At 58.8% G+C, this 12,932-nt stretch carries 12 protein-coding genes; 2 read left to right on the top strand and 10 right to left on the bottom strand.

Translation table 11 applies throughout. The annotated features are described in order from the left end of the window. Positions 1-2: 2 nt before the first annotated feature. On the top strand, positions 3-1,784 hold the full coding sequence (locus tag G522_RS0110495; protein ID WP_026790994.1) for an ABC transporter ATP-binding protein: 1,782 nt from the start codon (positions 3-5) through the stop codon (positions 1,782-1,784). Positions 1,785-1,854: 70 nt separating this feature from the next. Here G522_RS0110495 and G522_RS30030 read toward each other — a convergent pair whose 3' ends face one another. The 3 genes from G522_RS30030 to G522_RS0110510 form a co-directional block, all read right to left on the bottom strand. Then, a complete protein-coding gene (locus tag G522_RS30030; RefSeq protein WP_156886907.1) occupies positions 1,855-1,995 on the bottom strand; it encodes a hypothetical protein in 141 nt (46 codons plus the stop codon). A gap of 72 nt (positions 1,996-2,067) precedes the next feature. Beyond that, positions 2,068-3,969, bottom strand: a complete 1,902-nt coding sequence (gene flgK / locus G522_RS0110505) for a flagellar hook-associated protein FlgK (RefSeq protein ID WP_026790995.1) — start codon at positions 3,967-3,969, stop codon at positions 2,068-2,070. A 108-nt stretch (positions 3,970-4,077) separates the two neighbouring features. Next, entirely contained in the window at positions 4,078-5,448 is a 1,371-nt protein-coding gene (locus G522_RS0110510; protein WP_026790996.1) for a flagellar hook protein FlgE, read from the bottom strand. 729 nt (positions 5,449-6,177) lie between these two features. Between G522_RS0110510 and G522_RS26445 the strand changes: the two genes are divergently transcribed. Beyond that, positions 6,178-7,287 (top strand): LacI family DNA-binding transcriptional regulator, encoded by a 1,110-nt coding sequence (locus G522_RS26445; RefSeq protein ID WP_051228518.1) that lies wholly within the window; start codon positions 6,178-6,180, stop codon positions 7,285-7,287. Between the two features lie 70 nt (positions 7,288-7,357). Here the strand turns inward: G522_RS26445 and G522_RS0110520 are convergent, their stop codons facing one another. From G522_RS0110520 to G522_RS0110550, 7 genes are read right to left on the bottom strand one after another with little or no spacing between them, the layout of a single operon-like run. Then, positions 7,358-7,801, bottom strand: coding sequence for a heme-binding protein (locus tag G522_RS0110520; RefSeq protein ID WP_169453506.1), 444 nt, complete (start codon positions 7,799-7,801; stop codon positions 7,358-7,360). 11 nt (positions 7,802-7,812) lie between these two features. Next, positions 7,813-8,202 carry an EamA family transporter gene (locus tag G522_RS0110525; RefSeq protein ID WP_051228536.1) on the bottom strand — a complete coding sequence of 130 codons (390 nt, stop codon included), beginning with the start codon at positions 8,200-8,202 and terminating at the stop codon, positions 7,813-7,815. Between the two features lie 18 nt (positions 8,203-8,220). After that, positions 8,221-9,387: a GNAT family N-acetyltransferase gene (locus G522_RS0110530; RefSeq protein WP_051228520.1), complete on the bottom strand. Its 1,167-nt coding sequence runs from the start codon at positions 9,385-9,387 to the stop codon at positions 8,221-8,223. Continuing rightward, complete coding sequence (locus tag G522_RS0110535) at positions 9,377-10,192, bottom strand: alpha/beta hydrolase (RefSeq protein WP_051228521.1); 816 nt, start codon at positions 10,190-10,192, stop codon at positions 9,377-9,379. Before G522_RS0110535 ends, G522_RS0110530 begins: the two co-directional genes overlap by 11 nt. A gap of 17 nt (positions 10,193-10,209) precedes the next feature. Next, the gene (locus G522_RS0110540) at positions 10,210-10,566 is read right to left on the bottom strand and encodes a DMT family transporter (protein ID WP_026791001.1); all 357 of its coding nucleotides are present in this window, start codon (positions 10,564-10,566) and stop codon (positions 10,210-10,212) included. Beyond that, a complete protein-coding gene (locus G522_RS0110545; RefSeq protein WP_026791002.1) occupies positions 10,563-11,516 on the bottom strand; it encodes an arginase family protein in 954 nt (317 codons plus the stop codon). Before G522_RS0110545 ends, G522_RS0110540 begins: the two co-directional genes overlap by 4 nt. A 4-nt stretch (positions 11,517-11,520) precedes the next feature. Further along, the gene (locus G522_RS0110550) at positions 11,521-12,930 is read right to left on the bottom strand and encodes an aspartate aminotransferase family protein (protein WP_036838860.1); all 1,410 of its coding nucleotides are present in this window, start codon (positions 12,928-12,930) and stop codon (positions 11,521-11,523) included. Between the last annotated feature and the right edge of the window lie 2 nt (positions 12,931-12,932).

The following is a 12,932-nucleotide window of genomic DNA, read 5'->3' on the forward strand; positions in this document are numbered from 1 at the left end:
CAATGTCTACCTTTGATGAAGCTTCCGAGAGCTACGAGGATCTCGCAGCGCGGCACGTGTCGCTCCGCCGAGTGCTGTCATTGTTCGCGCCTTATCGCTGGCGGATCGCAGGCGTCGTGATGCTCATGGTGCTGGCAGCAGCGATCGGGCTGATCGGGCCTTTCCTGTTACGGGCCATCATCGATGTGGCGTTGCCTCTGCACGATCTCGCGCTGCTGATCTGGCTGGTCGCTGGGATGGTCGCCGTGGCGATGATCGCTGCGGCCGTCGAGGCCTGGCAGGTCGTACTGACCTCACACATTGGGCAAACGGTGCTGCACGATCTGCGCGTTCGGCTGTACTCTCATCTACAGAGCCTATCCTTGCGCTTTTTCACCGGCACTCGTACGGGCGAAGTACAGTCACGTATCGCCGGGGACATTGCGGGTTTGCAATCTCTGGTGACGGAAACGGCCAGCGAACTCGGCCGCTCATTGAGCGCTACAGTGATGACGGCTGTTGCCATCGTGATTCTCGATTGGCGTCTTGCGATCTTCGTCCTGTTGATCGTGCCGGGCACGGTTCTGATTAGCAGCCGCGTTGCCCGAGCGCGCGAAGCGTTGACCTTTCAGCAGCAGGCTCGCGCGGCTGACATGTCCGTCGCTGTCCAGGAGACACTATCGGCTTCGGGTATCATCCTTGCTCGCACCATGGGCCGCGGCCCGCATTTGGCACAACACTTTGCTCGAATCTCCGGCGACCTCGCAAAACTTGAGGTCAAGGCGCACACTGCGGGTGAATGGCAGTGGTCCCTGATCGGTTTTGCTCTCGCGGTGCTGCCCGCGTTGACACTGCTGATGGGCGGCTGGTTGATGCAAACCGACAATCCGGCCACCATCGGCACTCTGGTCGCTATGATCGCACTGCAGGAGCAGTTGCTCTGGCCGTTTGAGCAGCTACTGGAAATCGGACGCGACATGCGCAAGACGCGCGCGCTGTTCGCCAGAATCTTTGAGTATCTCGATAAGCCCGCCGAAATCACAGAACGTATCGAGCCGGTCGTAATTCCTCGAGAGGCGATGCGCGGCACGGTGCAGATGGAGAAGGTTCGCTTTTCCTACGCCGATGGAGATCGTCCAGCCATCGATGACGTCACCTTGACCATTCCGGCTGGAAGCCATGTCGCAATTGTAGGCCCGACGGGGTCTGGCAAGACGACGCTCGGCTATCTGCTGGCGCGACTTTACGACGTGGACCGTGGATCCATACGCTTTGATGGCGTCGATCTGCGGGATCTGAGCTTTGATACTTTGTCCAGAATGTTGGGAGTAGTGACGCAGGACCCCTATCTCCTACATGCCTCCATCGCCGAGAATCTGCGCTTTGCCCGGCCGGAGGCGACCGATGCCGAGTTGGTCGCAGCCACAAAGGTCGCCCAGATCCACGATCACATAGCGGGGCTGCCTGACGGCTATGACACGCTCGTTGGCGAGCGGGGCTATCGTTTTTCAGGCGGAGAGAAGCAGCGTCTTGCCTTGGCCCGCACCATCTTGCGCGATCCGCCGATCTTGTTGCTGGATGAGGCGACGAGTGCCTTGGATACACGAACGGAACGCGCCATGTCTCTTGCCCTTGACGATAGCTCTAGGGCTCGGACGACCATTACCATCGCGCATCGTCTATCGACGATCCGTCACGCTGATCTGATTGTCGTGATGCAGAGCGGGAAAATCGTTGAGAGGGGGACGCATGAAGAACTGCAGTCCCACAACGGGGTTTATGCAGCTCTCTTGCGCGGAGGCTGAATATGCTCCCAATATAGAACCAAGCCCGCATTTTGAGTTTTTTCGTGAGACTTGCGGACGAGTGGTCTTTTTACTTCATGTAATTCAGCAGTGAGAGGCCGTTCAGGATCCTGCTGGTTTCGTAACTCGCCTTCACGGTGGCGCGCTGTCCGGTGGCCAGCTGTTGCCGCATGTCTTCCAGCATCGCGTGCATGCTGGCGAGCTGCGCCATGGTGTGGAAGGATCTCCTTGATGGACATGGCCTGACCTTTCGCTCTGGGTACGGCATCAGCCGCCTCGGTGGTTAGCGGAAGGCGTGCAGAAGCGTGTCGATCATCGCCTGCGCCGAGGAGAGCACGCGGGCGTTCGCCGAGTAGGCGGTCTGTAGTTGCAACAGTGTGGCAAGTTCGCTGTCGAGGTCGACCGCCCGGCTGTCGTCGTAGCGATTCTTCAGATTATTCGAGACGATGGACTGGCCCTCTGCGGCCCGCTTGGCATCTTCCGTTTGCGTGCCGCGGGCGTTGGTGACCTGCGACAAGAGGTTCTTGAACGAGCCGCTGAACGGTGCCTCGGGCGAGCCGATACCCATCGCCGAGGAATAGGACTGCAAGCGATCGTCGAGAGCGTCGAGCAGCCCCTGCGGCCGCGCTCCGTCGCCGCTCTGCGTCGCTGTGCCGTAGCGCACCATCAAGCTGGGATTGGCGACCACCTTTGGGCTGACGATGAGGCGTCCGGCGAGACCGTTCAACGTCTCCTGGCCGTTGGTCAACCCCGTGTAGGGCTTGCCGGTAGCGCCGTCGACGAACAGCGAAAAGGCCGGATTGCCATCGCTATCGCTCGAAGAACTGATCTCGCCGCTGAGTTGGCTGAGCCTAAAGGCAGAGTTCGTGGAGGCCGATATCTCCAGCTTGTGACTGGCGGCGGCGTATGTGCCCGAGAAGACGGTGCTGCCTCCAGCAAGCCCGTTCAGCTTGTCGGCGATCTGGGCGGCAAAATCTTTGCTACCCGAGAGATCGAGACCCGCGACAGTGTCGTCGGGGGCGGCGGTGAAGCTGCTGTCCGGTGCCTTGCCCTTGGTGGAATCGTAGGCGATGAAGACAATGCTCTGGGTCTTGGGCGGATTGACCGAGCTGTCGACATAATCGACTGTCAGCTTGTTACCTTCGGTGAGGCCGGAAAGGCCCAGCGAGAAGCCTGCGGTCTTGGCCGTGGCGTCGGAAATCGCCGTGCCATCGGCCGACCGCGTCGATGTGGTCTTCGACAGGGTCGCTGCGATGGTGTCGAGCTGCGTCTGGGCCTCAACGAGCGCCTTGTCGCGCAGCTCCTTCCAGGCGGCAATCTTGCCAGAACGGATCGCCCCGGTCTTGAACAGATCGGTGTCGGCGCCGGCACCGGAGACCATTTTCAGCGTTCCGAGTGAACGCTGGCTATCGTCGCTGGAATAGCTGTGGGAGGCGTCCACCTGGCCCTGCTGATCGAAACTGAAGGTAACAGGCGTATCGTCGTAGAGCTGGGTACCGTCTGAGAGCGACAACGTCACCCCACCGTTGGCCTTGGTCCCGACCTTGAGGTCGACATAGCTCGACAGTTCATCGATGGCTGCGTCGAGCTTGTCCTTCAGCGCTGCCGTGCTACCACTGCTGGCGCTGACAGACACAATCTGGCGGTCGATGCCAGCAACGGTCGACAGGAGGGTGTTCATATGGTTCGCGGCATCGGACAGCTTGATTTCCGTCTCCTGCCGAAGTGATTGGATATTACTGGATAATTGGCCGAGCCGGTTCGCCAATGATTGCGCCGCCGATACGGCAGTGCCCTGGGCTGGTTTGTCATGGGGGGTCGTGGCAAGCTTTTGCAGGGCGCTGGTAAAACCAGAGAAGAGTGCGTTGAGCGAACTGGAGCTGTTCGGTGCCCCCCAATAGTGATCCAGCGCCGAAAGAATGCTGCTGCGGATATCGGCGTAGGCGGAACCGGAGTTGGCGACCCGCCACTGCTTTTGCACCAAAAGGTCAATATCGCGCTCGGCGACGCCCGAGCGGACACCATAGACCGCACCATTGTTGGCGACCAGGGCCGACGAGGCGGCCGATTGCCGACTATAGCCCGCTGTCTTTTCGTTCGCGATGTTCGCGCTGGTAACGCCGAGCTGCTGCTGCGTCGACCGGATCGCGCTAAGAGCTGCGGAAATGGATCCATTGATCGTCATGACCGACCTCGTGGGGAATGCAGCTGGACGCGCTTTGGCCAACGGTTTGGGCTAGATGGCGACGCGAGCGATAAGGGTCTCGCCGCGCCGAGCACGGCGAGAGGGAGTTCAGCGGATGATCTGCAGGATGCTCTGCATCATCTCGTTGGACGTGCTGATCACCTTGGAGTTGGCAGCGAAGGCCTGCTGGGTAACGATCAGCTTGGTGAATTCGTCGGATATGTCGACGTTGGAGGCCTCAAGCGCCGAACTCGCCAACGAGCCGTGGATGTCGATGGGGCCGCCGCTCTGTACCGTCTCGCTATAAGCGCCGCCGTTCTCCGCCTTCAGGTAGTTGGCGCCATTGAAGGCAACGATAGGAATTTGCCATTTCTTGACGGTCTGGCCGTTTGAGTAGGTATAGTTGACCACGCCGCTGTTGCCGTCGATTTCGACCCCCTGGAACTCGCCGGTAGAGTAACCATCCTGAGTGAGCTGGTTGACATTGGCTTGGCCGTTCTTGTCGGCAAAACAGGTGGCCGCCAGGTTCATGGTCAAGCCGCTGAAGCTTTTCCCCTCGATGGTGATCGGTCCAAGCGCCACAGAGGAGGTATTGTCGAGCTGCTTGCCATTCTTGTCGAAGAAAAAGCTGCCGCCAGCCATTACGCCGCCTGTCTGGCTGGTCGGCGATTTGATCTGCTCCCAGGCGGTATCCGTCGCCGCGATGGGCTTATCGACAGATCGATAGAACATGGCCCATTCGCCGCGGCCGCTGGTCGGATCATCCTTGAGCTTAACCCAACGCGTTTGCAGCACGCTCGGCGTGCCCTGGGCATCGTAGAGAGTGACCGAACCGCCTGGGATGGAATTATCCATGAAGTCGTTGCTGTCGGCCTTTGTCACCTTGCCAGCCAACACCCCGGCTGGCGGACTGGCCCAGGCGTCACCCTTTGAGGTCGTCGAGGCTTTGGTCGGCAGGTTGAGTTTGTAGGTAATGTTCTGGGCTGCCTTGGCGCTCTGCGACGTCTTGTCGATGGTGATGGGGGCTTTCTCGCCGACTGGCTGCCCGGTCGATGGGTCGACGTTCTGTCCCATCAGCGAGTAGCCTGAGCCGTTGCGAAGATAGGTCAAGGCGTTACGGGAGTTGTAGAATTGTTCAAAATCGCCGGCCCGCGTATAGCGTGGGGCCAAGCTGCTATCCGTCGGATCGGCGGAGACGCTGAAAAAACCTGGACCGCTGATGGCGAGATGTGTGCCGACCTTCGAAGGCCGAACGTCGCCGTCTAGCGAGATCGTCGATCGCGAAGACGCTGTCACGCCGCCGGAAGTGACTCGGGCGACGTTGGAATTGTTGGAGCGGACGAGCTCGGCGAAGAAGGTTTCTCGACGCTTAAAGCCTGTCGTCGCCGAATTGGCAATATTGCCTGAGATGTTTTCAAGCGCGAAGGATTGCGCCCCCAGCCCACCGACGGCTGAGTTCAGTGCAGATAAGATGCCCATGTTTTACGTCCTATTTCAGCTCGGAGCTGCTCGGCCCAGACGAGGGTCGTACATGGGGTATTGGGCAATGGACGTGCCAGTCAGCTGAGCGCCTCCTTTCCGGAATACTTCCAGCGCAAAGCATTGGTTCGACAGTATTTTTCGGCTTGCCATTCCCAAATTACCAACTCGGCATAAAATGCAGCCCATTGGGCCATACACGGAATAATTTGCCGTGATGAACCGGTTTATCAGGCAATTAATGCCTAGATTAACCGGTTCACCAAGGTGGGAAATAACTGCCGCACGGGAGGGGCGGGACTCATTGGGCAAGCGCACGCAACCAGACAAGACGCGAGCAACGCGCCCTCTCGTCTCGATTGTCATTGGAACGGGACGCGACGCGCCCTGTAATGAATGATCATCGTCTTTCAATCAGCGTGTGATCGCTCTCTGCAGAGGGACGAATGGCCAGGAAATGACAAGAAGGAACTTGATGGCAAATGTGCAAGTACCGTGAATAGACTCAGGGGGCAGCGTAGTTTGCGCCATATCGAGAAGTCTACTTTCTATGATCTGAAGATCAGAGAGGCTCTGCCATCTGTTGCCGCTGTGCTGAGGCCTTTATATGGGCATCAGGCCGCCAAATTCGGGCGTTATCCGGATCGTCTTGCGACTGAGGTGCATAGGCGGCAAATATCGGTTTAATCACAGATATCATCGCGGCTTTTTTGCCTAAACGCATTTGCCTTGTACCGCTTGGGTGCCAATGCTAGCCTCATTCTCGAAATCTTCCTGCGCTTAACCTTAGCCGGTTTTCAGTTGCCCTATCGATACGAGCCTAAAAATACGACGATTCGCGATGTCGCCGCCCGCGCAGGTGTGAGCGCCGCGTCCGTATCGAATGTTATCAACGGACGCGGACGTATTTCAGATGAAAAGCGCAAACTCATTCTTGCGATTATCGAGGAGATGCAATTCAAGCCTGATTTGACTGCTAAGACACTCAGCGGCATGCGTTCAATGTCAGTCGGTTTATTGACGGACGACCGAGATGGTCGCTTCAGCTTTCCTATTATGGCTGGCCTCACAGAGGCACTCGCCGATAGGGGAGTCCTCGTTTTCATGTCGGTGATCGATGGCGATGGGAAAGCGGCAAAAGCCAGCGTCGAGGCATTTCTCAACCGCCGCGTCGATGGACTCGTCATCGCTGGTAGTCGTACGGATCTGGTTCAATCGCTCGACCTTTCAGGCATCGGAATCCCAGTGGCCTATGCCGTCGCCGGAGCCCCCCCTAACAGTTGCCAAATATGTCCCGACAACAGACATGGAGCTCGACTGGCAGTGGATTGGCTAAAGAGCCAGGGGCGCCAGCGCATCTTGCACGTGACCGGCCCGGAACATCATTTGGAAACGAAAACGCGGTTGGCTGGTTACTGCGACATAGTCGGGTCAGTCGCTCCCCCTTTGTTTGGCGACTGGTCGGAGGCGTGGGGGAGGGCGGCGATGCTTGAACTGCGGAAGTCTGGCCGTTCATTCGATGCTGTGTTCTGTGGCAATGATCAGATCGCGCGCGGCGTCCTCGAAGGGCTACACGATGCGGGAGTTGCTGTCCCCAACGACGTCGCGGTGGTCGGCTTTGAGAATTGGGAGGTCCTTGCCGAGTCAGCGAGGCCGCCACTGACAAGCGTCGATCTCGGCCTTAAAGCCATAGGTAGACGTGTGGGCGCAGTGGTGCTCGAGCCTGCGCTCCAAGCAAATGTTGAAGGTCCCGAGCTCTTGCCCTGCTCTTTGGTCGTTCGACAGTCTTGCGGAGGAGCAGATGAATCGCAAAGTACGGCTGGAGACCGAAGTGATTAAGGGCCACCGCGGTCCGAGGCCTGGCGCATTTCGGTAGGCCTTCAGCGGCGCCGTCCACTCATCTTGCCCATCAACTGACAAATGATGCAGCTACAGCGCGGGCGATAGCTTCATCGACCGCCTCGTCCGTACCGGCCACGCCGACCCAGCCGACCACGCCCCCTACCTTGTCGCGCAGCCCGATACCGCCATGGTATCGAGGTCGACCGAGCACCACCTGCGGCATTGAGGCTGCTCTCGCCTGCGATTGCAGGGCCGGGCCGGCGTCATCCGTGTTGCCAAGATGGAACGCGGCGCTTACCGCCCTTATGTAAGCAACTTCCACCGACCCGCTGACCCCGCCGGCCATTTGCGTGGACGCGACGGGACAGGTGGTTGCATCAAGCACCACAATCGAGATTGCGAATCCGCTCTTGGCCGCCTCGTTCAGGGCAACGGCAATGAGGGATTGGGCGATATCGAAATCCACAGGCAACCTTTCTCTGGGAATGCGAACTCTCAATTTGAGTTGCACGCAGCTAATCATCACCTTCGCGAGGTTTCGGTTGATGAATAGTCATTACTTGTCGTCGAGCGCGATGCGGTCATCAGACACCAAATGCCACAGAGAATAACTAGGCTGCCCACAAGGTTCTTCAGTTCCAGGCGCTCGCCAAAGACGATCCACGCTACCAACATGACGAAGACATAACTTGTCGCTGAGAGCGGGAATGCCAGGCTAAGATCGAGTTCCGACAGTACGGTCATCCAGACTATAAAGCAGACAATCTCCGCAACCACGGCGGCGGTGAACCAGGGCGAGGCAAGCAGGCTGCCAAACCAGCCTGAGCTCGCGGCAGATGATGCGGCGTCAGCACCCAGCTTGAGAAACAGCTGCTGTAGCGTGTTCAAAACGGGAATTGTCAGCCAGGTCATCCAAAGCCATCTGGACATTCAGTCGGCCTCCACGCGGTTTGCTACGGGCGCCTCAATGGCAAAATAGGGCGCGGCGAAGCGAAGGGCTCGTTGTATCAACGGAGTGGAATGCCGGAAGAACATGCTGTTGGCGCCGAGCCGGCTGCCGAGGCGGACCTTGTTCTCATAGTAAGCCTGACCACTCTGATAATGCTGCAGACCTTCACTTAGGCAGTATTCGACGTTGTCGATCCAGCTCAAGTAATATAGATTGAACGGGCGGCCTTTTTCGGCGTCCATGCAAAAGAATTTATCGATGAGCGCTCGTTCGTTGCGGATCAGGAAATTGGTCGCGAGCAGTTCATCATCAACAAGATACATCGTGACGAACGACTGCCCCGGCATTCCCGCGAGAATTCCTTCAAAATAGGCAAGCGTCAGATCCTCGAACTGCCAGTCGCTTCGTTCACGCGTCTGCCGATAGAGCTCCAAGGCTCGCTCTCTATAAGGGCCGAGGTCGGATCGCCTCTCGATGCGTATTCCGTTCCTCGCTTTGATCTTTCTGCGAATGTCCTTGCGAGTTGCCGCCGACAAACCTGACAGGTAACCGTCGAGATCCGGGAAATCGATATCGAGGACTGCCGTCGGCAAACCGGCCATTTCCGCATAGCCTCGTGCGGTGATCGCTTCTGTAAGATTGCTGGGCAATGACTGGGGAATGTCCTTGAGGGCAAGAAGCGTATAGCCGGCGGTTCGGGCATGCGCTTCGAAGGCGGCCATGAGACGATCAAACAGCTCTGCGCGATATATTGTCGCAATGTCTGGATGAAAGCCGGGATGTCCTGTTTCCGTGCATGGTGAGCCAAGACAAGCAAGCGGAAGCATCAGAAAATTGGACCAGAGACCACGAATACGCATCACTGCATCGCGGAACGGTCGATTGTCCAATGTGGTCTCAAGACCGTAGCGGGTCAGAAAAGCCGGCATGGCGGCGACAACTTGGCCGCCTGCCTTTCCCACGACATAACGGAACTCGAAGCCGGGGATGCCCGCGCGCTCGACAGCGCGCAGATAATCATAGCCCTCGGCCTCGCCGGGGAAGCAGTCATTCCATTGCTGACGATCGATATCGCTGAGATCGTCATAGACGTCGAACACAGCCTCGTCCATGCGGATAACGGGGCGCAACAGCGCATCAGGCGGCATGGCAGGTCTCGAAGAAGTTGGCGGTTTGATCGGCGACATCGCGATACTGACGATCGACGTGGATCATGTGATAGCTGTCATCGATGAGGTGGAGTTCGCTGGGGCCGCCGATGTGTTCATGGATGTATTGGGCATGATCGGGACTGGCGAGATCATCCTCACGGGAATGCACGATCAGCGTCGGCGTCTGGATCAATGGAAGGCGTCTGCGCATTTCTCGGCCGAGACGGTACATCTCCGCGAGGCTGCTGGCCGGGAAGCGCTCGAGAATCCCCTCTGCTGCGGCTCCGGCGACCAGCCGCCGGGCACGCTCGTCCTTGATCCCGAGCGAGGGAGGCTCGCCGAAATCAAGCAATCCAACGAACGGCACCTTCGAAACCCAAGCGGCCTGACGAGAAATAAACGCCTTGAACCTGGGAATGGCCCAGCCGTCGTAATTGAAACACGGTGAGTAAAGTCCAACGGCGCGAACGGCATTGGGCTGTTTATCGGCGGCTAGCAAGGCCAACTGCCCGCCGACGCAAATGCCGGCCGTGTAGAGCCCGTCGACTTCCGGCGCGAAATCGGCGATGGCCTCGCTGACGCTGTCCAGCCAGTCGCGCCAGTTCGTTCGGCGCAGCGTTGCCGCATCCTTGCCGTGCCCGGCCAGGAGCGGCGCATAGACGCTGTAGCCGCGACGCTGCAACTGGCGGGCAACGAGCCGCATTTCCGACGGCGCTCCCGTGAGCCCATGGACGAGAACAACGCCGTTCCCATTATCGCCGGGCATGAAATAGGAAAGGGAGTCGCCAGCTTTTGTGTTCATGATTGCGATTGAGACCTCTAAATCCCACCAGACCCGACGGTCGCAACCCCGACGATCACCATGGCGACGCCTAGCGCATGGCGCCGATTGATGCGTTCTCCGAAGAGAGCCGCGCCTGCCAGCGCGATGGTCGCGTAGCTCGCCGACATCAGCGGAAAAGCGATCGATAAGGGGGCGGTACCGAGCACCCAACTCCAGGCGACAAGCTCAACGAACCAGAAGATGACGCCGAACGCTGTGATTGGGTTGAGAAATACCTTGAAGCCGAACGGATACTTCCGCGCGGCAAGCTTGAAACAGACCTCCCGGCCAGTCTCGGTTAGAATGCAGAAGCCGATGACACCGACTTGCGCAGCCGTCAGTCCGCCAATCATGGCATCATCGCTCCGAAGACATTGAGAAGCGCGTAATTGGCGGCACCGTTTATGGTGATGGTCTCCACGTCGGGGCGTGCGTTGCGCGGTTGATCGAGAAAACATTCACCGCGCTTCAGCAGCTTGGTCCAGGCATTGCCGCCGTAGCGCGGTCGCGAGTAATCGCCTGTCACGTCCGCCCCGATGATGCGATGGCTCCGGCCTATTTCGCTCACGAGACACAGGACTTCAGCGAGTTTCATCTGCCCCTGGTCCCAATTGGTGACCGCGTCGAGGGGACACAGAACGTCCTTGTCGAGGCTAATATAAACGGCCTCGGTGTCGATGCGCCTCATCAGAAGATCAAGGAAGCGATCAAAACCAAGGTCTCCGATGGTGTGCCAGTGCAGGTAGCCGGATCTCTGGTCAAACCCGTAACCTCCCTCCAGGTGACGCTTCACGCGGCTTGGAGCGTGGTTGAAGGGGTAGAGTTCGAGTCGTCTACGCTCCAGAAGATCGAGATTGGCGCCCTTTCGCTCTGGCGACACCAGGTCGTCGCTGCAAACACCGACGGTAATCACCCGGGCTACTGACGGATGATCGGCCACGCGGTTTACCCACGATCCGCAGTGCAAGCCGTCCGAAAAATGCACCCAGTCGGGGTGATTATCGATATGGACGATCGTGACGGCCTCTTCAGCCTCATCAAGCGCCAAGTCGATCAGTAGGCTGGAGACATGGTGAAAGTCTCCCGACCCTGTGAAGCAGAGCTTCGGCTCCTTCTTCGCCCCGGCAAGGTTGAGACGCAGCGAGCGGTGGAGATCATCCACCACCGTCTCGCGCGCCCAGAGGCGGAACTCCCGCCCCCGGTCGCGCGCATCGATCTCCCGGCAACCAGCCATCAGGCAAGTTCGGACAAACTCGGCCTGCGTCTCCAGCGCCTCGTCGAGGTGAAGAAGGTAAAGCTGCATCGCCTCACCTCCGCTCGGCGCGATCCAGCAGTTGGTCGAGCAAGTCGAGCGACAGGTCGATTTCGCTGTCCGATATCAAGAGGTTCGGAGCCAGGGTGATGACGTTCTTGTGGTAGCCGCCGACATCGAGAACGAGGCCGTAGCTGCGGCCGTCGACCATCATGTCGCCCTTCATGCCCTCGTCGACCATCCAGTCGAGCGTCGCCTTGTCAGGCGTAAAGCCATCCGGTCCACAGATCTCCATACGCAACGCCAGACCAAGGCCGTCGACATCGCCGACGATCGCGTGGCGGCTCTTCAGCACCTCGAGACCATCCAGGAAGCGTTTGCCACGCACCGTGACCGCGGCACCGAAATCTTCCTCGCCGATCATGCGGAAGGTTTCGAGCGCGACGGCCGTCCCCATCGGATTGGAGGCGAAGGTCGAATGCGTCGATCCCGGCGGGAACACGGTCGGGTTGATCATCTCCTCGCGCGCCCAGATGCCAGACAGCGGATTGAGGCCGTTGGTAATCGCCTTGCCGAACACCAGAACGTCGGGCGAAACCCCGAAATGCTCGATCGACCAGAGCTTGCCGGTGCGGTAGACGCCCATCTGGATTTCGTCGACCACCATCAGGATGCCGTGCTCGTCGAGCACGGTCTTGAGTTCGCTGAAGAAGTTCAGCGGCGGGATTACATAGCCGCCCGTGCCCTGGATTGGTTCGACATAGAAGGCGGCATACTCGGACTGATTGGTCTTGGGATCCCAAACGCCGTTGTATTCGCTTTCGAAAAGACGGGCGAACTTCTGGACGCAAAGGTGACCGTATTCTTCCTTCGACATGCCGCGCGGGCCGCGGAAATGATAGGGGAACTCGATGAATTGCGCCCTGTCGCCGAAGTGGCCGTAGCGGCGGCGATAGCGATAGCTGGAGGTGATCGCCGACGCGCCCAGCGTGCGGCCATGGTAGCCGCCCTCGAAGGCAAACATCAGGCTCTTGCCGCGGCAGTGGTTGCGCACGAGCTTCAGTGAATCTTCGATCGCCTGCGAACCACCGACGTTGAAGTGAACGCGTCCCTTATGACCGAACTTGCGCTCCGCATCCTGGGCGATGAGAGCGGCCAGCTCGACCTTTTCCCGATGAAGATATTGCGAGGCGACCTGCGGCAACCTGTCGAGCTGCCGATGGGCGGCGGCATTGAGACGCTCGTTCCGGTAACCGAAATTGACCGCTGAGTACCACATCTGCAAATCGAGATAAGGCACCTCATCCCGGTCGAACAGGAAAGATCCTTCGCAGGATTCGAAGAACTTCGGATATTCAGTGTAATGGACCGTATCGCCATAGGAGCAATAAAGATTTTCGAGGGCTCGCAGGTCGTCCTCGCTTGGCGCGAAGTTGGTTTCGTTTGGCTCGAATGTTTTCAGCATGG

The sequence above is a fragment of the Pleomorphomonas oryzae DSM 16300 genome (assembly GCF_000422965.1).
GTDB classification, from domain to species: Bacteria; Pseudomonadota; Alphaproteobacteria; order Rhizobiales; family Pleomorphomonadaceae; genus Pleomorphomonas; species Pleomorphomonas oryzae.